Genomic DNA, 20036 nt, shown 5'->3' on the forward strand with positions numbered 1-20036 from the left:
GGCCGAACAGGGGCCGCGGGGTGCCCCATCGGCACTGCATCCGACACTCGGATGGGCCGTTCAGCCCGCTGCGGCGGAGATGTCGCCGGACTCCGGCCCGGCGGCCAGGGCGTTCGGCAGCCGTGGCCCCTTCCCGCCGAACACGGCGAGCACGCAACAGTCAGAAGGGAGACGGGACATGACTCTCCATCAGGTGATTGTCGGAGTGGACGGTTCGCTGGTCTCGGTCCGGGCACTGGACCGGGCCGCGGACGAAGCCGCGCGTCGCGGCCTCGCATTGGGCGTCGTGTACGCCGTGCCCGACAGCGATGAGGCGGGACCGGTCCTGGCGTCCGCGGTCACGCGCGTCCACGAACGGCACCCCGCGCTGCCGGTGGTGACCAAGGACGCCGTCGGCGGTCCGGTGCGCACGCTCGTGCGGGAGAGCGAGGGCGCGGCTCTCACCGTCGTGGGAACCCGGGGCATGGGCGGCATCGCCGGCCTGCTGTTCGGCTCGGTGAGCCTGCGGCTGGCCGCGCGGGTGCACAGCCCGTTGCTCGTCGTCCGCGGCGACCACCCGTGCGACGACGGCCGGCCCGTGCTGCTCGGCCTGGAGGGCGACAGCGACGAGGACACGGCGCTCTACGCCTTCCAGGAGGCCGAGCGCCGCGGTGTCCCGCTGAGCGTCCTGCACTCCTGGACCCACCCGCACATCACCCCCGAACTGCCCTCGCTGGTCCCGGGATTGAGCCCCGGCCAGCAGCAACTCGCCCGGCAGGAAAGGGCGGAGGACTCCGTTCCGCGCTTCAGCCTGGCCCGGCTGAGCGAGCGGCACCCCGGCATCCAGGTCGAGAGCCGCACGGTCCGCACCGGGCCGGCACACGCCCTGCTGGAGGCCACACGCGACTGCGCCGTCGTGGTCGTCGGCGCGCACCACCGCACCCACCGGTTCGGCCCGCGGCTGGGCCCGGTGGCGCACACCCTGCTGCACCGCTCCCACTGCCCCGTGGTTGTGGTGCCCACCGCCAAGTGACCCGGCGGACAGGGCCGTTCGGGCCCTCGACCGGGGACCTGTAGCCCCTCCGCCGCCACCGCCCCTCGCGAGACATTGAGGGCGCAACGAGAGTCGTAGAACCCAACGCATCGTTCCCTCGAAAGGGATGAGCATCATGGCAGTCCACAACCACCCCCAACACCACCCGCGATTCCGCTTCCCGTCCCTCCACCGGACCGGAACGGCACAGGCCGCCACCGACACGACGGCGACGACCACTGCGACGCGTGCCTACACGTTCGCGTCGCTGCGTCTGGTCACCGGGTTCGTCTTCTTGTGGGCGTTCTTGGACAAGACGTTCGGGTTCGGTTACGCCACGCCGTCCGGCAAGGGCTGGATCGACGGCGGTTCGCCGACCAAGGGCTTCCTGAGCTCGGTGGCGGCGGGTCCGATGGAGTCGACGTTCCATGACTGGGCCGGGGCCGGCTGGGCGAACTGGCTGTTCATGCTCGGTCTGCTCGGTATCGGCGTCGCGCTGATCGCCGGTGTCGCGCTGCGGCTGGCCGCTGTCGCCGGTACGGCGATGATGGCGTTGATGTGGATCGCCGAGTGGCCGCCGGCGAAGCATGTGTCGGACGGTTCGCTGAGCATGTCGTCGAACCCGTTCGTGGACTACCACCTGATCTACGCCGTCGTGATCATCGCCCTCGCGGTGGCGGGTGCCGGTGCCACGTGGGGTCTTGGCAAGGTCTGGGCCACGCTCCCCGTCGTCCGCGACCACAACTGGCTGAAGTAACTGCCGGATGCCTGTCGCGACCGGGGCGCCACCGCCAACTGGCGGCGGCGCCCCGGTCGTTCGTGTGCGGCGGCTCGACACCACCGGGTCGGCCCGCTCGGCGTGCTCGTCGGCCCGGTGACCCATGCGGTACTGCGCGGCGCCGCGACGCCCGTAGCGGTGGTTCCGCACGACTGACGCGCACTCCGCCGGGGCGGCAGGCGCAAGCGGCCGGCGCACACGACCATGCCCCCCGTCCGCGCCTCGGACGAGCGGGCACCGGAGTCCGGATGTCAGGCTCCGGCCGGCCGGTCGACGGGGACGAGCAGGAGACCGGTGACCAGGTCCGGGTGGATGCGGACCGCGTAGCCCATCGGCTGCCGCACCCAGGGGCGCAACAGCGCCTGATACCGGGTCAGTTCGCGGGCGTCGCTGACCAGATGGGCGTATCCCGTGACCACGACGCTCCAGCCGAGGTGCGTGTCGGGGTCGATGGCGTCGGCTTCGTAGGCCACGACGACTCCCGGGCCGTCGGCTTGGAGCGTGCGCGAGGTCAGGGCCGCACCTTCGTGCGTGCGGATGACGATGTTCCCGTCGTCCACGATGTGGTTCACCGGGCGGATGGTCGGCAGCGCCTGCCGGGTGAAGGCGATCCTGCCCATGGGCACACTGCCCAGCAGCCGCAGTGCCTCCGCGCCGTCGATCTCGACGACCCGGCGCGGCGGCTCCACAGCGACCGGCTGCTCTCGGTCCGGGGCCTCGAAAGGCCCCGCGACAGGTTCTTCGCTCACTGCTCGATGTCTCCGGCCTGCGGCCCACCGGAACACCCGGGTGGCGGTCGATGAGTGGGGCGTGCGGGGTTGACCAGGCCATTCGACCGCCCCGGTGTCCGTCGGGCTAGGGCCGTTCGGCCCTGGGCCGTGTCCGGTCGGCCCTTTAGCCGGGATCACCCCGGAGCCCGCCGTGTTACCTCGGATTACCCCGGAGCCCGCCGTGCGGGCGGTGTGCCGTCGTCGACGCGGTAGCTGAGGCCGTTGACCATGCCGGCCACGCCCTCCAGCCGCCACACCGTCCTGATCGCCCTCGGGACGTCGCTACGGCGCTCCACCGGCCCGGTCAGGGTGACCAGACCGTCGCGGACGAGCACGGTGACGGTGTCGGGGGCCAGGCCGAGCGCGCCGACCAGGACGTCGTCGATCACCTCGCGGCGGATGTCCCCGTCCGTGCGGAGGAAGACCCGGAGCAGGTCGCGGCGGGTGGCGATGCCGATCAGGCGGTCCTCCTCGTTCACCACGGGCAGCCGCTCGATGCCACGGCGTTCCATCACCCGCGCGGCGTCCGGGACGGGCTGCTCCGGGTGCACGGTGACCGCGGGGGTCGACATCAGCTGCTCCGCCGTGGCGATGCGCCCCTCCTCGGCGCGGGCCCGGCGTGCCTGCTCGCGCACCAGATCGGTCCCGGAGATCACCCCCAGCACCTTGTCGTCGTGGTCGACGACGGGCACCCCGCTGATCCGGTGCCGCTCCAGCAGCCGGACCACTTCCCTGAACGGTGTCGTGGGATACGCCCGGACGACATCACCGGTCATCACTTCACCGACGGTGTGGATTCTCACGGCACGTTCCCCTTCACCTGCGCCGAAGGGGAACGGCCGTCCAACCGCCGTGCCGGGAGCGGCCGTTCCCCTCGTGCCGGGCGACGGGTGCCGGCGCCCGGACCATGCGTCACGGATCCTGCCGACCGTCCGCCGGGCCGCCGCGCCACGGGGGCGGGGTGGCCGACCTGCGGGCCGCGTCCTCGCGGTGCACCACACGGTCCAGGCGGGTACGCAGCCGGTCCTGCAACCGGTCCGCGAGCTCGTGCGCGCTCGCCTCCCGCGCATGGACGACGACAAGATCGCTCCCCACCCGTATCTCGGCCGCGCCCGACCACGGCTGCTCTGCGTGATGCGCCGCGGCCCTGGCGATCCGCACCTCGCCGCCGACGGGGGCGAGCCCCGGGCGGTCGAGGACCGCGCTCAGCTTGGCCCGCAGGTAGGTGAGTGCTTCCTCGTCCACGTCCCCCTCGGTCCGTACCTGTACGGCCGCGGGCGAAGGGGTCTGGCCGGCGGTGTTCTTGAGCGTCATCTGCTCCACTCCTTTGATCGTTCGTCAGCGGTTCCAGACTGGCCCTGGTGCCGAGGGCGCACACAGGGCCGCCCGGCCCTGTGTCGGGGCCCTTTGGGTCCCGTTGTTCTCAGACGTTCGCCGCCACTCGGGCCGGGGACTGCCACGAGGAGAGGGCAACTGATCGAGTTCTCGGGCCGGTGACGCTTCTCCCGTAGGCGAGATCCCATATGCTCACTGGCTCTGGGCGGCTAACGTGGCACATGACCGGAGTGGTCGACCCGCAGTGCGGCGAGGGGTTCTGGAGGATCACCGGTGGCAGGCGCTGAGGAGTCCGGCGGTGCTCGTATACGACTTCCGCAGCTGAAGCTGGACGAGCTGCTGGAGGAGCTCCAGGCACGACTCGACGCGGCCCGCGGCACCCGTGACCGGGTGCACAGCCTGCTGGAGGCGGTGCTCTCGGTCGGCCGGGAGCTGGAGCTGGAGCAGGCCCTGCACAGCATCGTGGAGGCGGCGGCGGTCCTGGTCGACGCGGAGTACGCCGCGCTCGGTGTGATCACACCGGACGGCAAGGCGTTGTCGGCGTTCCACACGATCGGCGTCACCGAGGAGCAGATCGCCGAGATCGGTCCCTACCCGGAGGGTCACGGGATCCTGGGCGAGCTGATCCGGCACCCCGAGCCGCTGCGGCTCGCGAAGATCTCCCAGCACTCCGCGTCGTACGGCTTCCCGCCCAACCACCCGCCGATGAACACCTTCCTCGGGGTCCCCATCCGGGTGCGCGAGCACGTCTTCGGCAACCTGTACCTGACCGAGAAGCGCGGTGGTGCACAGTTCGACGAGGAGGACGAGTCGGTCCTGTCGACGCTGGCCGTGGCAGCCGGTGTCGCGATCGACAACGCCCGTCTGTACGAGGAGTCCCGGCTGCGTGAGCGCTGGCTCCAGGCCACCGCGGAGATCACCCACAGCCTGATGTCCAGTGGTGCGCGTACCGACGTCCTCGCCCTGATCGCCGAGCGGGCCGGCGAGATCACGGGGTCGGCCCTCGCGGCGGTGGCGCTGCCGATGGAGGACACCGGGTCGCTCGCCGTGGAGCTCGCCGTGGGGCTGGACTCCGAGGCGCATCAGGGGCTCATCCTGTCCATGGACCGCAGCCTGATGGGGCTGGCCTTCTCCAGCGCCGCCCCCGTCACCAGCGCGGACGTGGGCAACGACGGCCGCATCTCGTTGGATCCACCGCGTTTCGGGGGACTCGGCCCCGCCGTGGCCGTACCCATCGGCACGGGTGAGGCAGGCGTGCGCGGCGTCGTCCTGCTGGCGCGGGAGGCCGGGCGACAGCCCTTCTCGGCGACGGAGACCGAGACCCTCCAGGATTTCGCCGCCCAGGCGGCCGTCGCCATGGAACTGGCCGACCACCGTCGGGACGCGCAGGAGATCGCGGTTCTCCAGGACCGTGACCGCATCGCCCGCGACCTGCACGACCTCGCCATCCAGCGGCTGTTCGCGACGGGCATGACGTTGCAGAGCGCCGGCCGCTTCATCGAGCACGAGGAGGCCGCCGAACGCGTGGCGCGGGCGGTGGACGACCTCGACGAGACCATCAAGATCATCAGGTCTACGATCTTCGGTCTGCGGGCGCGTGACGGTGGCGCCGGGACGGGGTTGCGGGCTCGTGTCGTGCGCGCGGTCGGCGAAGCCGCTCCCGTGCTCGGCTTCGCACCCAGTGTCCGGATGGAGGGCCTGGTCGACACCGACGTGCCGCGGGAGACCGCCGACCATGTGATCGCCGTGCTGTCCGAGGCGCTGACCAACATCGCCCGGCACGCTCAGGCCGGCCGCGCCGACGTCGCCCTGGTGACCGACGGCCGCGAGGTGCGTCTGTCGGTCACCGACAACGGCGTGGGCATCCCGGCCGAGGGCCGCCGCAGCGGACTGCGGAACATGGAGGAGCGGGCCCGGCAACTGGGCGGAGAACTGGCGTGGACCACTCCGCGGGGCGGCGGCACCGCGCTCGTGTGGAAGGTACCGGTGACGGAGAAATAGGCGCGCTGCGTGACGGGCGGGTGCTGGTGACGCGCAACCGCGGTGTGGACGTTTTTTGTTTTCCGGGCGGGAAGCGGGAGCCGGGCGAGTCCGATGCCCCTACCTTGGCGCGCGAGATCGCCGGAGAACTCCGGTCCCGGGGCGATACGGTCACGGACCGGATGGTGTTCGACGTGCTCCATGCCTCTGACCGGCTGCCCTGAGGGACAGAAGACGAACGGGGTCTGAGGCGGCCGCCTTCCGGTCGGTCCTCCGGCCGCCCGCGGCGCTAGGAGGTACGACTCCCGGCCAGTGAAGGCGAGTTGACGGCTTCCACTGACTCCTGTGACCGGCGCGCGACCGGCACGGTCACCACGGGGACCGTCGCGGATCGCAGGCACTCACGGCCCACCGGGCCGACCGAGGGCAGTCCGAAGTTCCCGTGCGCCTTGCGTCCCAGTGCCAACAGCAGGGCGCCGCGGGCCTGTTGGAGCAGTACGCGGGCGGGCGGCCCCTCCACCACGACGCGGAGAACGGCATCGCAGGTCCGGGGTCCCAGGGCCTCGCGCACGGTGGCGGTGAGGACCCGCGCGGCCTGCTCGTGCTGCTGGGCGACGGTCGGGCCGGCGGGCGCCGGAGCGTAGGGCGCGTGTCCGTTCGCGGCCGGTTCCCAGGCGTGCACGGCGACGAGGTCCGTGTGCAGGACCGCCGCCTGCTCGGCCGCCCAGCGCAGGGCCGCCCTCGACGGCTCGGATCCGTCGACACCCACCACGATGCTGTTGCCGTCGGTCTGTCCGGTCATGGGAGCCTCCCTGGTCGGTCTCTTGTCACCACGGTGGCCCGGACACGGCGGCCGTGGCGTGGGCCGACGGGGCCGCGTCGGGGCCCGACTGGTCTGCGGGCGGGGACCGGTCGGTGTGTCGATGGGTCCGTCCGGCCCCTGTGGGAGTGCCGGGGGCCGCACGAGTCTGGAATCCGGTGAAGCGCCTCTTCCGCCCGGGGAGGGTGCCTGGAGAGGGGTGGACTGTGATGAGTGGACCCGTGGTCGTGGGCGTGGATGGTTCGCGGTCGAATCTGACGGTGGTGGAAGCCGCCGCGCGGCAGGCCGAGCGCCTCGGAGTCGGCCTGGAACTGATGCAGGTCATCGGCTGGCCGTCCGGCGGCACACCGTCCGCAGTCCCCTCGTGGGACGCGGGCAGGACCGGTGGACGCGCATCGTCGAGTGGCGCGCTGGCAGCGGCCGAGCGGTGTGCGCACAGCGCCGCACCGGGCGTGCGGATCTCGCGCGAGGTCCTGGTCGGTGAACCCGGGAACGTGCTGTCGGCGGAGTCGTACCGCGCGTCCCTGACCGTCGTCGGAAGCAACGGCACCCGAGGGCACGGCACCTTGCGCGACGACTCCCTCGCCGGGCGCCTGTCCGCACGCGCGACCGGTCCGCTGCTGGTGGTGCGCGGCAGGCCGAACCCGGCCGGCCCCGTGCTGCTCGCCGTCCACGGCACGTCGACACTCCGTGAAGCCGCTGAATTCGCCTTCGCCGAGGCCTCGTTGCGGGGAGCCGACCTGGTGGCCGTGCATCTGCGGCCCGCCGTCGCGACACGGCCGTACGGCGAGTCCGGTGCCGCCGCCGCGGCGGACGACGAGGACTTCGCGCTCGCCGAGACCCTGTCCGAGCTGCGCAAGCGGTACCCGGACGTCACCCTGCGCTGCCGTCGCCCCCAGGGCCGATCGCGCCGGGCCCTCGTCGAGGCCAGTGGCGACAGCCAGCTCCTGGTGGTGGGGGTACGCGGCCGGTCCCGGTTCGGAGGCGGCCTGCTGGACCCGGTCGGCCGGACCGCCCTGCGCCAGGCCGACTGCCCCGTCGCCCTCGTCCGCTGCTAGCCCCGGCCGATGACCGCGGCGGAGAGTGGCCGGTGGAACACCAGACGGTGTTCCACCGGCCACTCTCCTGTGCCGTGGACGATCGGGTCGGCGATCCCTTCAACGGGCGGCCGCACCGGACCCGGCGGCCGCACCGGACCCGGCGGCCGGCGCCGCGCCCCGCTCCAGCGCCTGACCCGCCGACCGGCGCGGTGAGGCGGGACCCTGCCTGCCGTAGCCCAGGCGGAGCACCATCTGCGCGTGCTCGCGTCGGCCGTCCGTGAGGTGCTCGCGCAGGTCGGGCCACTCCAGTGCCTGGTGCAGGAGGGAGGCCCGCACGCCGTGGGCGGTGGCCACCAGCAGCAGGCGTTCGAGTGCCTCACCGGCGCGCAGCCAGTCCGTGCGGCGGTCGTGGAGGGTGGACAGTACGGCGATGGAGGGCCGCTTCTCGAAAGGACGGGTGGCGAGCGTCGCCGGGTGCCGGTGGGCGCCGAAGTCCCGGACGGGTATCCGCTCCCGGAAGTCCTGCGGACCGATCGCCTCCGGTGGCATGCCGAGGGATTCGCCGTCGGGCGGGTGGACCCAGCGGCGGCTCTCCGCCGCCCGGCCCGCGTCGGCGATGTTGCGCTGCTCCGCCTCCCGCGTCAGCCGCAGCAGCCGGTCGGTCTCCGTGGGGCCGGGGAGGTCCAGCACGGCGCCCTCCGCGTGGGCGGCCTCGGTCAGTTCGGTCAGTACGGAGGCAGGCACCGGCCGGTCGGAGAACGGGAAGCGGCTGCTGTGCCGGCGCCACAGGGCGTCGTAGAGACGCGGGGCCGTGGGCGGCCGGGCGGTTCCGGCGAGTCGTACGGTGGCCAGGAGGTCCGGTTCGTCGGGCCGGGGGAGGCGCCGGGTCACGGGCTCCCAGCCGCAGTGGGCGATCGCGACGCGCAGGTTGAACAGCGCGCAGCCGACCGAGACGTGCAGGGCGCGTCCCGTCGGGTCGGTGTGCCGCAGACCGCGTTCCGCGACCGCCCGGATCTCCAGCGTGACCGTGTCCGGGTCGAGCCGGAAGCGCCAGGGCTGGGTGTTGTGGATCGAGGGTGCGGCGACGGACGCCGCGATCAGCGTTTCCAGGGTCGGGACGTCGAGAACCGTGCTGGACATGGGGTCTCCTCCCCGCCCCGCGCCCGAGAGGCGGCCGGGCCGTCGGCTGTTCCTGCCCAGCGTGGTGCCGCCGGGAGGGCCGGGGGAGGGGCCGTACGGCCTGGGGTCGCGCCGGACGGCCCCGGCGCGCGGTTCAGGCGCCGGAACGGTCGCCGGACTCGGACTGCTCCAGGTGCGAGGCGAGTACCGCGGCCTGCACCCGGCGCTGGACGCCCAGCTTGGCGAGCAGCCGGGAGATGTGGTTCTTGACGGTCTTCTCAGACAGGTAGAGCCTCTTGCCGATCTCGCGGTTGGTCAGTCCGTCCCCGATCAGCGCGAGGATCTCCCGCTCGCGCGGCGACAGGCTCGCCAACTCGGGTGCGATCTCCGGGGCCTGGGCGGGTTCGGCCCGCAGCGAGCGCATCAGGCGGGCCGTCGTCGCGGGGTCGAGCATCGACTGGCCGGAGGCGACGGTGCGTACCGCCGAGACCAGGTCGGTGCCCTTGATCTGCTTGAGCACATAGCCCGAGGCTCCGGCCATGATGGCGTCGAGCAGGGCGTCCTCGTCGTCGAACGAGGTGAGCATCAGTACGGCCAAATCCGGGAGCTGGTCGCGCAGTTCGCGGCAGACGGTGATGCCGTCGCCGTCGGGGAGGCGTACGTCGAGGACGGCGACGTGCGGGCGCACCGCGGGGGCCCGCACCAGGGCGTGCGCGACGTTCTCGGCGTCGCCGACCACCGAGATGTCCTCCTCGGCGTCCAGGAGGTCGGACAGACCGCGTCGCACGACCTCGTGGTCGTCCAGCAGGAAGACGCGGATCGGGTCCTGCGCGGTGAAGGTGCGTGCCTCGGTCATCTCGACCCCTCGTTCCCCGGAGTGTGAACGGACTGCGGGCCGTTCGTGACCTCGATCATCACGCGCCCGGCACCGAAGCACTAGGGCCGACCGGCCCAACCGGCCCGTGCGACGTGTCCCGACCGGCCCCCGCGCGACGGTCCGTCGGCCCCTCCCGGCGGCGATCACCCGGTGAGACCTTCCTGTTGTTCTCGTCTCCATGAAGCCCGTGAGGGGGTGTGACCGATGCGGAGGACCAAGCGCCTGAAGGTCCTGGGGTGGCGCTGGCGGCGCAACGAACTGCGCCGGCACAGCGATGCCGTCGAGGCGTGGATCGTCCTGGCCGCCTGGGCGTTCGCGACGGCCGGCGGTGCCGTCGCCGGAGTGGCGGGCGCCCAGGCCGTCGCGAACGCGCAGGCCAGGGACGGTGCGGAGCATCGGCCGGCCACCGCCGTGCTGCTCCGCACCGTGCCGCACGGTGCGCGCGCCGCGGTCGACTACAACCGTGTGCGGGCGGAGGTGCGCTGGACCGACGCGCAGGGCACCGTCCGTACCGCCACGACGGAGGTGAAGGCCGGAACCACCGTCGGCGGCGCGGTGACGGTGTGGACGGACGGGCACGGCCGTCTGGTGGACGAGCCCGCGAGCCCGGCCGTGGCGACGGCACGCGTGGTGCTGGCCGGTACGGGGGCCGGGCTGGCCGGCGGACTGTTCGTGCTCGCGGGCGGTCGGCTGATCCGGCTGCGGGTGGAGCGGCGGGCCACCGACCGCTGGGGCGAGGAGTGGGAACTGACCGGGGAGCGCTGGGGGCGCAAGGCCGGCTGAGACGCCGTTGCCTCGTCGGCAGTCGGTGGCCGGCGGGGCAACGGCTCACGGACTCGCGGCACTTCGCGCTACGCGGAGCGCTCCTCGGGCCCGTCGAGTGCGAACTCCACGTCCACGACCCCCTCGACGGCCCGCGCCAGCCGCGCGGCCACGGGGACCAGGGACCTGTCCCGCACCCGGCCGCCGAGCCGTACGACACCGTCCCGGACCTCGACCCGCACGTTCGACGCCGGACCGGGGAACAGGTACGCGACCACCTCGCGCCGTACCTCCTCCGCGATCTCCTCGTCGTCCCGGAGGAACACCTTCAGCAGGTCGGCCCGGCTGACGACGCCTTCCAACCGGCCCGCGTGGTCCACGACGGGCAGGCGCTTGACCTTGGCCCGGGCCATGGTCCGGGCGGCCTGCGCGAGGGTCGCGTCCGGCTCCACGGTCAGGGCTGGGGCGGTCATCAGCTCGCCCGCCGTCACCGAACCGGCCTTCGCGAGGTCGGACAGCCGGCGCAACTGGGTGTACCGGTCGGGGTCGTTGTCGCGGAACTCCTCCTTGGGCAGCAGATCCGCCTCCGAGACGATCCCGATCACCCGCTCCGCCGCGTCGAGCACGGGCAGGGCGCTGACCTTCCGCTCCTGCATCGTGCGCACGATGTCCTTGAACGCGGCCCCTCGAACGACCGTGGCGACGGTGCGGGTCATCACGTCGCTCACGATGTGCGGTGTTCCATGCATGGCCACTCCTCGCTCGTCACGGTCCGCCGGCGCGGTCACCGCATGCCGCCGCTGCCGTACGGGGCGTACAGGTCCAGCAGCCGGGTGCGGGCCGAGCGGAGCCGGTGGGCCACGATGTCGCCCACCCACTGGAAGACGTTCACGCCGAACGCGGGATCGTCCTTGCACAGCGTGCGTACGGCCGTGGCGTCGAACTCCCAGGCGCGTACCGGTGTCGTCGCCTCGGCGCCCAGGTGCCAGGCGTGCGGGGCGAACAGCCAGGACCAGCCGACGAGTTCGTTGTGTCCCAGCGACTCGATGACGGCGGCCTGGCGGCCGGGCACGCGCATGTCGAGGGCGATCGTGCCGGTACGGATGATCCAGAACCGGTCGGCGCGGGCGCCCTCCTCGAAGAGCCGGGCGCCCTGCGGGATCGACACCTCGCGGGCGAGCCTCATCAGCTGTTCGCGATGGTCCGGGGTCAGGGCCCGCGGCATGCTCATGGTCGGGGAAGCGTTCATGGCCTACCTCCGGAAAGCGTGCGTCTCTGCCACCTCCAGCGTCCGCCCGTGTGTCCCGGCGGACCATGGGCCGGTCGGCCCGCGGACCGGGCCGACCGGCGCCCCGCGAGAGCCCTGCGGCACCCTGTGCCACCGGGCTGCCGGCGGTTCGATGAAACCGAGAGCCGAGAGAGGCACTCGACCGACATGAGGGGGTGGACACCGTGGGTACGACCCTGACACCGGAATTCTGGAGGCAGTTCGCCGTCCTGCTGGTGATCGCGACCGTGGCCACCGCCGTACTCGGCGCCGCACTCGACGCGCTGGTGCTGCGGACGCGCGCCCGCCGGACACCGCAGCGGCCGCCGGTCCCGCCGATGGTCCGCACGGACCGGCGGACACCCGTCCACCACTGACACACCGTTCGTGAAGGGTGGCGCCCAGCGTCGCCGACGGAGTTCGGTGACCTGTTGGTTCGTCGCTTCTCACAACGTCAGGGTGCTGTCGGCGGCCCAGTGGTGGGTTCGTACGATGGGACAGTGATCAAGCAGAGTGCGGTGCGCACCGGGCGGAAGCCGGTCGTCGGGGCTGTCGTCTGCGGTGTGATCGCCCTTTCCCTCTTCGGTGTCGCCGTCTACATGGCCGTCTCGGCCGTCGGGCGCCTGGGGCTGGTGGGGAACGAGCTGACCATACGGGTCACGGACTGCGAGGCGTCCGCGCCGGCCACGACATCCCGGGGCGGCGGTCATCCCGACCTCGACTGCAAGGGGTTCGTGGATCCGGTGCGGGCCTCCGGCAGCGGGACACGCCGGATCACGGCGACCGGCTTCTCCTCCGAGCCCGTCTTCGGCGCGCCGGTGAAGGTGGCCGAGGAGCCGTGGGGATCCTGGGTGCCGGTGGACCAGGGCGGCTGGAACCGGCTCGGCCGCGCTCTCTCCCCGCTGATCCCGCTCGCCTTCGCCGGCTTGTTCGCCAAGGCGCCGGTGGCCGTCTACCGCGGCCGGAGGAACTCCAGCCGATCGCTCGCGGGGGCCGCGGCGTAGGAGGGGGCCACCCGTACCCCGGTCGGTGGCGCGCTAACGGCCGCCGGAGTCGCCGTGCGCCGAGGCGAGTTCGATGCCGCGGATTCTGCGGAGCCGGCCGACGAGCAGCCGAAGGGCGATGCCGCAGCCGGCACACCAGCCCCAGCCCTCGGTGACGAGGGCATGCAGACCATCCTCGTACGCGACGTACACGACCTGCGCACCGACGGCCAGCGTGATGAACCCGTGCGTACGCGACTCCACCGACAGCAGCCAGTCCACGGGCAGCCACAGGGGAGCGGTGAGGTCATGCAGCCGCATACGGAGCGCCGCCCAGAGGAACCCGAGGGCGTAGCGCAGCCTGCGGCGTCGGGAGAGGACGATGCCGTTGCCGGGATCACCGGCCAGGACCGCGGCCCATTCCTCCCGGAGGTGGGACCGGCGCTCTCCGGCGACGAAGGATGCGAAGTCCAGGGTCCGAAGGCCTGCCCGGGCGTTCTGGGCAGGTGTGCTCGCGGTGGCCTCAGGGTCCAGGTCCAGGTCCTGCTCCGGCGGCCTGTTGCGCAGTGCGGTGAGCAACACTGTGATCGCGCTGCCGAGGAGCGCGACCGCCGTCACGGAACCGGACAACCATCCGACGGTCAGCATGGTCTCCGCGAAAGCCGGTTCGGGGTCGAGCAACTTCAGGGCGTAGCCGACGAGAAGGAAGATCAGTGCGGCCGTGCCGGTCAGTACCGGCGTCAGCACCGCGACAACAGCCAGCCATCCGTCACGGGAGATGGCCTCCCCGACCTCCTCGTCCGCCCTCACAGCGCTCCCCCTTCCGCTGCCGAGCGCAGCCCGAAGAGTCGAGGCTTCCGCTCCTTGGCCTGGTGGGCCGCTTGTTGACCGACGGCGGTGAGTTCGTAGTAGTAGCGCTTCGGCCGTCCCGGGTGCTCGCCCGATTCCTCATACCGGGTCGCCCACCCCGCGTCGACCATATGTCGAGTACGACATTCGGTCGGCCTTGGCGCATTCGGGCCGGCGGGCCAACAGGCCCTGCGGAAGGGGTCGTTCAGCCCGGCGCCGACGGACCAACGGCATCAGGTGACGGACGGCCCGGCGCACAAGAGTGAGCGGTGCAACGAACGACCTGACACCGCGAAGGGATCACGATCATGGCCGTGCACGAGCACCCGCACCGCAGCTCCGGCTTCCACCTGCCCACGTTCCGCAGGAACGGCTCGGCGCCGGACGGCGCCGCGACGGCAGCCGCCACTGCGGCCACTGCGACGCGTGCGTTCGCGTCGCTGCGTCTGCTGACCGGGTTCGCCTTCCTGTGGGCGTTCCTGGACAAGACGTTCGGGTTCGGTTACGCGACTCCGTCCGGCAAGGGCTGGATCGATGGTGGTTCGCCCACGAAGGGCTTCTTGAGTTCGGTGGCGGCGGGTCCGATGGAGTCGACGTTCCATGACTGGGCCGGGGCCGGCTGGGCGAACTGGCTGTTCATGCTCGGTCTGCTCGGTATCGGCGTCGCGCTGATCGCCGGTGTCGCGCTGCGGCTGGCGGCTGTCGCCGGTACGGCGATGATGGCGTTGATGTGGATCGCGGAGTGGCCGCCGGCGAAGCATGTGTCGGACGGTTCGCTGAGCATGTCGTCGAACCCGTTCGTGGACTACCACCTGATCTACGCCGTCGTGATCATCGCTCTCGCGGTGGCGGGTGCCGGTGCCACGTGGGGTCTTGGCAAGGTCTGGGCCACGCTCCCCATCGTCCGCGACCACACCTGGCTGCGCTGACCGCAGGAGAAACGCTGGGCCCCTCGCGAGGGGCCCACCCTCCGGCTGCCCATTGGGCCGATCGGCCCCTGTCGGGGACCTGCGGCCCCTGCTGCGGGAACCCCTACGCCACGAAGCTGGAATCAGACATCCGTTCAGGAGGAAGAGTCATGGTCCGCACTGTTGTCGCAGGTCTCGATGGTTCGCCCGAAAGCCGTGCCGCCGCGGAATGGGCGGCCCACGAGGCGGAGCTGCGCGGCCTGCCGCTGAAGGTCGTCCACGTCTGGGAGCCCGTCCCGGACCCGTTGGCCCAGGCCCCGCTGATGGGCGCGGAGACGCAGCAGCACTGGAGCGAGCGGATTCCGCGCGAGGCGGGCGAGGGCCTGCGTCAGCGCCACCCCGGCGTGGACGTGACCGTGGAGCAGGTGACCGGCACGCCCTCGGACGCGCTGGTGGACGCGGCGAAGGACGCCGAACTGCTGGTCCTCGGCTCGCGTGGGCTGAGCGGTGTCGGCGGGTTCCTCGTCGGATCCGTCGGCCTCTCCGTCGTCGCGCACGCCGAACTGCCCGTGGTCCTGGTCCGGGCCGGCGAAGAGGCCGCCGCCGAGCACCAGTTGGACCCGGCGGGCAGCCCGTCGGCCGCCACCGCGTACCGGCCCGTGGTCCTCGGCATCGACGCCGGCGCCCCCGCCGACGCGGTGATCGAGTTCGCGTTCGCCGAGGCCGCCCGGCGCGACACCGGCCTGCGGGTCGTCTACGGCTGGAGCCTCCCGCCGTACTACGCCTACGGCCTCGCGATGGACGCCGGCCTGAGCGAGGAACTCTCCCGCGAGGAGACCGATTCCCTCACCGACGCCCTGCGCCCCTGGCGCCAGAAGCACCCCGACATCGAGGTCGCCCTGGAGCCCCGCGTCGGCAGCGCCGCCGACCACCTGGTGGACGCCTCCCGCGAGGCCTCCCTCGTCGTCATCGGCCGCCGGATCCGCCACAACGCGCTCGGCGCCCACATCGGCCCGGTCGCCCACGGCGTCCTGCACCACGCCACCGCCCCCGTCGCCGTCGTCGCACACGACTGACCCACCCCCGTCCGCCTGAGGAGCAGCAGTCATGAAGGCAGCAGTTGTACGAGCGTTCGGCGAGCCCCTCGTCATGGAGGAGCGTCCCGATCCCGAGCCCGGCCCCGGCCAGGTCCGTGTCCGCGTCGAGGCGTCCGGGCTGTGCCACACCGACATCCACGCCGCGCACGGCGACTGGCCGGTCAAGCCGAGCCCGCCCTTCGTCCCCGGTCACGAGGGCGTCGGCCTCGTCGAGAAGCTCGGCGACGGCGTCACCCACCTGTCTGTCGGACAGCGGGTCGCGGTGCCGTGGCTCGGCAGGGCCTGCGGGCGGTGCGAGCACTGCCTGTCCGGCTGGGAGACGCTGTGCGAGCAGCAGATCAACACCGGCTACGGCTGTGACGGCGGGTACGCCGAGAAGATGCTGGCCTGGGCCGACTTCGCCCAGCCGGTGCCCGAGGGCGTCAGCGCCGTCGAGGCCGCCCCGCTGACCTGCGCGGGCGTCACCACGTACAAGGCGCTCAAGGTCGCCGGCGTGCGGCCCTCCCAGCTCGTCGCCATCTCCGGCGTCGGCGGGCTCGGCCACCTCGCGGTGCAGTACGCGAAGATCGCCGGCGCCACCGTCGCCGCGATCGACGTCACCGACGAGAAGCTCGAACTGGCCGCCGAACTCGGCGCGGACCTCGTGATCGACGCCCGTAAGGACGACGTCGGTCAGGTCCTCAAGCGGCACGGAGGTGCCCACGCCGCGATCGCGCTCGCCGTGAACGAGGCCGCGTTCGCCGCCGTCAACTCCGGTCTGCGGCGCGGCGGGAAGCTCGTCATGGTCGCGCTGCCCGCGCACGGCACGATCCAGGTCCCGATCTTCGACACCGTGCTGAACGGCACCTCGGTGATCGGCTCGATCGTCGGCACCCGGCAGGACCTCACCGAGGTCTTCCAGCTCCACGCGGCGGGCCGGACGAAGGTCATCTACGAGACCCGGTCGCTGGACACCGTCAACGAGTCCATCGCCGACGTGCTGCGCGGCGAGATCAAGGCCCGGATCGTCTTCGACCTCGGTACCGGACGGTGAGGGCGATGGACCTCCCGATCGTCGTCGGCGTCGACGGCTCCGAGCCCAGCCTGCGGGCCGTCGACTGGGCGGCCGACGAGGCCACCCTGCGCGGGGCACCGCTGCGGCTGGTGTACGCCTCGCTGTGGGAACGCTACGAAGGCACCTCGATCGCCGAGGATCTCGCCAAGCCCGACGAGCAGGTGATGGCCGAGGACGTCGTCGACAACGCGGCCCGCCGGGCACGTCGTCGCCATCCGGACCTTGACGTGAGCGTCGAGGTGTTGGCGGAGGAGCCCGAGTACGCGCTGGTGCGGGAGAGCCGCAGCGCCTCGGTGCTGGTGACGGGCACCCGTGGCCGCAGCGGTCTCGCCGAGGCGCTGCTGGGTTCCGTGAGCCTGATCGTGGCCGGGCACGCGCAGTGTCCGATGATCGTCGTCCGCGGCAGCCACGACAACCAGGTCCGCACCGGCACGCACGGCCGCGTCGTCGTGGGCGTCGGAGAGAAGCCGGCGGGCTCGGCGGCGGTGCGCTTCGCCTTCGACGAGGCGCGGCGGCGCGGAGTGCCGGTGGATGTCGTACGGGCCTGGCGCTGCCCCGCGCACGAGACCACCGACCATCCGTTGATGTCCGGAGAACCGGCCCGGCTGCACGAGCAACAGGCGGTCGAGGCGCTGGAATCGGCGCTCCAGGACGTACCAGCCGACGTCGAATCGCACCGCCGTGTCGTCGAGGGCCACACCCGGACCGTGCTCGTGGACGCCTCGCGCGACGCCGACCTCCTGATCGTCGGAGCCAGGCGCCGCCCCGGGCACTACGGACTCCAACTGGGCCGCGTGGCCCACGGAGTGCTGCACCACTCCGCCTGCCCGGTCGTCATCGTGCCCGAACAGGCATGAGCGCGATCGTCCCCGACTCCACCCGCTGACGCGGCAGTTCCGCCTCCACCGCCCGTTGACCGATGCCGATGACTTCCGGAGCCTCCGATGCCCAAGGCCGAACGCCAGGACGCCACCGCTCTGTCCGCACCCTCCGCACCCTCCGCACTCTCCGACGACGAACTGCGCACGCTGGACGCTCACTGGCGGGCCGCCAACTACCTTGCCGCAGGCCAGATCTACCTGATGGCGAACGCGCTGCTCACCGAGCCCCTGAAGCCGGAGCACATCAAGCCGCGGCTGCTCGGGCACTGGGGCACCTCGCCCGGGCTCAACCTCGTCTACACCCACCTCAACCGGGTGATCAAGGAACGCGACCTGGACGCGCTGTGCGTGTGGGGACCGGGACACGGCGGGCCGTCCGTACTCGCCAACTCCTGGCTGGAGGGCAGCTACAGCGACACCTACCCGGACGTGAGCCGCGACGGGACCGGCATGGAGCGGCTGTTCAAGCAGTTCTCCTTCCCCGGCGGCGTGCCCAGCCATGTGGCACCCGAGACGCCCGGCTCGATCCACGAGGGCGGTGAGCTCGGCTACTCGCTCGCCCACGCCTACGGCGCCGCCTTCGACAACCCGGACCTGCTGGTCGCCTGTGTGATCGGCGACGGCGAGGCGGAGACCGGCCCCCTGGCCGCCGCCTGGCACTCCAACAAGTTCCTCGACCCGGTCCACGACGGCGCCGTCCTGCCGATCCTGCACCTCAACGGCTACAAGATCGCCAACCCGACCGTGCTGTCCCGCCTGCCCGAGTCCGAACTCGACGAACTGCTGCGCGGCTACGGCCACGAGCCGATCCACGTCACCGGAGACGACCCGCTCACGGTGCACCGCGCCATGGCCGCCGCGTTCGACGACGCGCTGGACCGTATCGCCGTGATGCAGCGGACCGCCCGCGAGGACGGCGTCACCGAGCGGGTGCACTGGCCCATGATCGTGCTGCGCACCCCGAAGGGCTGGACCGGTCCCGCCGAGGTGGACGGCGTCCCGGTCGAGGGCACCTGGCGCGCACACCAGGTCCCGCTGTCCGAAGTGCGCGAAAACCCTGAGCACCTACGGCAGTTGGAGGCCTGGCTGCGCTCCTACCACCCGGAGAAGCTGTTCGGCGCGGAGGGCCGGCCCGTCGCGGACGTCCTCTCCTGCGTACCCGAGGGCACCAAGCGCCTCGGCTCCAGCCCGTACGCCAACGGCGGTCTCCTCGTGCGGGATCTGCCGGTCCCGTCCCTGGACCGGTTCGCGGTACCGGTCGAGAAGCCGGGCACCACCCTGCACGAGCCCACCCGCGTCCTCGGCGACCTCCTCGAACAGGTCATGCACGACACCTCGGCGAGCCGCGACTTCCGCGTCGTAGGCCCGGACGAGACCGCCTCCAACCGCCTCCAGGCCGTCTTCAACGCCAGCGGCAAGGCCTGGCAGGCCGGGTTCCTACCGGTCGACGAACACCTGGACCGGCACGGCCGCGTGATGGAGATCCTCTCCGAACACACCTGCCAGGGCTGGCTGGAGGGCTATCTGCTGACCGGCCGGCACGGACTGTTCTCCTGCTACGAGGCGTTCGTGCACATCGTCGACTCGATGGTCAACCAGCACATCAAGTGGCTGAAGACGTCGAGGGAGTTGGCATGGCGGGCGCCGATCGCCTCCCTCAACTACCTGTTGACGTCGCATGTCTGGCGCCAGGACCACAACGGCTTCTCGCACCAGGACCCCGGTTTCGTCGACCACGTCCTCAACAAGAGCCCCGAGGTCGTCCGCGTCTACCTCCCGCCGGACGCCAACACCCTTCTCTCCGTGGCCGATCACGTCCTGCGCAGCCGCGACTACGTCAACGTGATCGTCGCCGGCAAGCAGCCCTGCTTCGACTGGCTCTCCATGGACCAGGCCCGCGCCCACTGCGCGCGCGGCGCCGGGATCTGGGAGTGGGCGGGCACCGAGAACGGCGGCGAACCCGACGTCGTCCTCGGCTGCGCCGGTGACGTTCCGACCCTGGAAGTGCTGGCCGCCGCGCAGTTGCTGCGCCGGCACCTGCCCGACCTCGCCGTCCGCGTCGTCAACGTCGTCGACATGACGAGGCTCATGCCCCGCGACGAACACCCGCACGGGATGAGCGACTTCGAGTACGACGGCCTGTTCACCACCGACAAGCCGGTCATCTTCGCCTACCACGGCTACCCGTGGCTCATCCACCGCCTCGCCTACCGCCGCACCGGCCACGCCAACCTGCACGTACGCGGCTACAAGGAGTCCGGCACCACGACCACACCCTTCGACATGGTCGTCCGCAACGACCTCGACCGCTACCGCCTCGTCATGGACGTCATCGACCGCGTCCCCGGCCTCGCCGTACGCGCCGCAGCCGTACGCCAGACCATGGCCGACGCCCGCACCCGCCACCACGCCTGGATCCGCGAGCACGGCACCGACCTGCCGGAGGTCGCCGACTGGACCTGGAACGCCTGACCCGCTCCCGTAAATCCCCCGCGCCGCAAAGG

22 protein-coding genes are annotated in these 20036 nt (G+C 72.0%); 12 read left to right on the plus strand and 10 right to left on the minus strand.

Features of this window, described 5'->3' with window-relative positions:
• Positions 1 to 178: 178 nt before the first annotated feature.
• Complete coding sequence (locus ACNFOC_RS02575) at positions 179 to 1012, plus strand: universal stress protein (protein ID WP_416956121.1); 834 nt, start codon at positions 179 to 181, stop codon at positions 1010 to 1012.
• 136 nt (positions 1013 to 1148) lie between these two features.
• A complete protein-coding gene (locus ACNFOC_RS02580; RefSeq protein ID WP_416956123.1) occupies positions 1149 to 1769 on the plus strand; it encodes a DoxX family protein in 621 nt (206 codons plus the stop codon).
• 272 nt (positions 1770 to 2041) lie between these two features.
• On the opposite strand, the gene ACNFOC_RS02585 is transcribed toward ACNFOC_RS02580, so the two are convergent.
• The 3 genes from ACNFOC_RS02585 to ACNFOC_RS02595 form a co-directional block, all read right to left on the minus strand.
• Positions 2042 to 2539 (minus strand): pyridoxamine 5'-phosphate oxidase family protein, encoded by a 498-nt coding sequence (locus ACNFOC_RS02585; RefSeq protein ID WP_416956126.1) that lies wholly within the window; start codon positions 2537 to 2539, stop codon positions 2042 to 2044.
• A 185-nt stretch (positions 2540 to 2724) separates the two neighbouring features.
• Positions 2725 to 3363, minus strand: coding sequence for a CBS domain-containing protein (locus ACNFOC_RS02590; protein WP_416956129.1), 639 nt, complete (start codon positions 3361 to 3363; stop codon positions 2725 to 2727).
• Between the two features lie 109 nt (positions 3364 to 3472).
• Positions 3473 to 3874 carry a hypothetical protein gene (locus ACNFOC_RS02595; RefSeq protein ID WP_416956131.1) on the minus strand — a complete coding sequence of 134 codons (402 nt, stop codon included), beginning with the start codon at positions 3872 to 3874 and terminating at the stop codon, positions 3473 to 3475.
• Positions 3875 to 4168: 294 nt separating this feature from the next.
• On the opposite strand from ACNFOC_RS02595, the gene ACNFOC_RS02600 reads away from it, so the two are divergent.
• Positions 4169 to 5896, plus strand: a complete 1728-nt coding sequence (locus ACNFOC_RS02600) for a GAF domain-containing sensor histidine kinase (RefSeq protein WP_416956133.1) — start codon at positions 4169 to 4171, stop codon at positions 5894 to 5896.
• A gap of 268 nt (positions 5897 to 6164) precedes the next feature.
• On the opposite strand, the gene ACNFOC_RS02605 is transcribed toward ACNFOC_RS02600, so the two are convergent.
• On the minus strand, positions 6165 to 6677 hold the full coding sequence (locus ACNFOC_RS02605) for a universal stress protein (protein WP_416956135.1): 513 nt from the start codon (positions 6675 to 6677) through the stop codon (positions 6165 to 6167).
• A 227-nt stretch (positions 6678 to 6904) separates the two neighbouring features.
• On the opposite strand from ACNFOC_RS02605, the gene ACNFOC_RS02610 reads away from it, so the two are divergent.
• Complete coding sequence (locus ACNFOC_RS02610; protein ID WP_416956137.1) at positions 6905 to 7753, plus strand: universal stress protein; 849 nt, start codon at positions 6905 to 6907, stop codon at positions 7751 to 7753.
• A gap of 99 nt (positions 7754 to 7852) precedes the next feature.
• Here ACNFOC_RS02610 and ACNFOC_RS02615 read toward each other — a convergent pair whose 3' ends face one another.
• On the minus strand, positions 7853 to 8875 hold the full coding sequence (locus tag ACNFOC_RS02615) for an Acg family FMN-binding oxidoreductase (RefSeq protein ID WP_416956139.1): 1023 nt from the start codon (positions 8873 to 8875) through the stop codon (positions 7853 to 7855).
• A gap of 133 nt (positions 8876 to 9008) precedes the next feature.
• Positions 9009 to 9710 (minus strand): response regulator, encoded by a 702-nt coding sequence (locus ACNFOC_RS02620; RefSeq protein ID WP_416956141.1) that lies wholly within the window; start codon positions 9708 to 9710, stop codon positions 9009 to 9011.
• 225 nt (positions 9711 to 9935) lie between these two features.
• On the opposite strand from ACNFOC_RS02620, the gene ACNFOC_RS02625 reads away from it, so the two are divergent.
• Positions 9936 to 10514, plus strand: a complete 579-nt coding sequence (locus tag ACNFOC_RS02625; protein WP_416956144.1) for an Rv1733c family protein — start codon at positions 9936 to 9938, stop codon at positions 10512 to 10514.
• Positions 10515 to 10582: 68 nt separating this feature from the next.
• Here the strand turns inward: ACNFOC_RS02625 and ACNFOC_RS02630 are convergent, their stop codons facing one another.
• Positions 10583 to 11242, minus strand: a complete 660-nt coding sequence (locus ACNFOC_RS02630; RefSeq protein WP_416956146.1) for a CBS domain-containing protein — start codon at positions 11240 to 11242, stop codon at positions 10583 to 10585.
• 35 nt (positions 11243 to 11277) lie between these two features.
• Positions 11278 to 11742: a cyclic nucleotide-binding domain-containing protein gene (locus ACNFOC_RS02635; RefSeq protein WP_416956148.1), complete on the minus strand. Its 465-nt coding sequence runs from the start codon at positions 11740 to 11742 to the stop codon at positions 11278 to 11280.
• A 203-nt stretch (positions 11743 to 11945) separates the two neighbouring features.
• Here ACNFOC_RS02635 and ACNFOC_RS02640 point away from each other — a divergent pair, with 203 nt between their 5' ends.
• Both ACNFOC_RS02640 and ACNFOC_RS02645 read left to right on the plus strand, forming a co-directional pair.
• Positions 11946 to 12137 (plus strand): hypothetical protein, encoded by a 192-nt coding sequence (locus tag ACNFOC_RS02640; RefSeq protein ID WP_416956150.1) that lies wholly within the window; start codon positions 11946 to 11948, stop codon positions 12135 to 12137.
• A gap of 123 nt (positions 12138 to 12260) precedes the next feature.
• Entirely contained in the window at positions 12261 to 12764 is a 504-nt protein-coding gene (locus ACNFOC_RS02645) for a hypothetical protein (RefSeq protein ID WP_416956152.1), read from the plus strand.
• A gap of 33 nt (positions 12765 to 12797) precedes the next feature.
• Here the strand turns inward: ACNFOC_RS02645 and ACNFOC_RS02650 are convergent, their stop codons facing one another.
• Both ACNFOC_RS02650 and ACNFOC_RS02655 read right to left on the minus strand, forming a co-directional pair.
• The gene (locus ACNFOC_RS02650; protein ID WP_416956154.1) at positions 12798 to 13553 is read right to left on the minus strand and encodes a hypothetical protein; all 756 of its coding nucleotides are present in this window, start codon (positions 13551 to 13553) and stop codon (positions 12798 to 12800) included.
• Positions 13550 to 13723, minus strand: coding sequence for a hypothetical protein (locus ACNFOC_RS02655; RefSeq protein WP_416956156.1), 174 nt, complete (start codon positions 13721 to 13723; stop codon positions 13550 to 13552). Before ACNFOC_RS02655 ends, ACNFOC_RS02650 begins: the two co-directional genes overlap by 4 nt.
• 177 nt (positions 13724 to 13900) lie before the next feature.
• Between ACNFOC_RS02655 and ACNFOC_RS02660 the strand changes: the two genes are divergently transcribed.
• The 5 genes from ACNFOC_RS02660 (at position 13901) to ACNFOC_RS02680 (ending at position 20004) form a co-directional block, all read left to right on the plus strand.
• Entirely contained in the window at positions 13901 to 14521 is a 621-nt protein-coding gene (locus ACNFOC_RS02660; protein ID WP_416956157.1) for a DoxX family protein, read from the plus strand.
• 149 nt (positions 14522 to 14670) lie between these two features.
• Entirely contained in the window at positions 14671 to 15576 is a 906-nt protein-coding gene (locus tag ACNFOC_RS02665; protein ID WP_416956159.1) for a universal stress protein, read from the plus strand.
• A 31-nt stretch (positions 15577 to 15607) separates the two neighbouring features.
• On the plus strand, positions 15608 to 16630 hold the full coding sequence (gene adhP / locus ACNFOC_RS02670) for an alcohol dehydrogenase AdhP (RefSeq protein WP_416956161.1): 1023 nt from the start codon (positions 15608 to 15610) through the stop codon (positions 16628 to 16630).
• 5 nt (positions 16631 to 16635) lie between these two features.
• Entirely contained in the window at positions 16636 to 17508 is an 873-nt protein-coding gene (locus ACNFOC_RS02675; RefSeq protein ID WP_416956163.1) for a universal stress protein, read from the plus strand.
• Between the two features lie 87 nt (positions 17509 to 17595).
• Positions 17596 to 20004 carry a phosphoketolase family protein gene (locus ACNFOC_RS02680; RefSeq protein ID WP_416956165.1) on the plus strand — a complete coding sequence of 803 codons (2409 nt, stop codon included), beginning with the start codon at positions 17596 to 17598 and terminating at the stop codon, positions 20002 to 20004.
• Positions 20005 to 20036: the final 32 nt, after the last annotated feature.

Source organism: Streptomyces colwelliae, from assembly GCF_048158785.1.
Classification (GTDB): domain Bacteria; phylum Actinomycetota; class Actinomycetes; order Streptomycetales; family Streptomycetaceae; genus Streptomyces.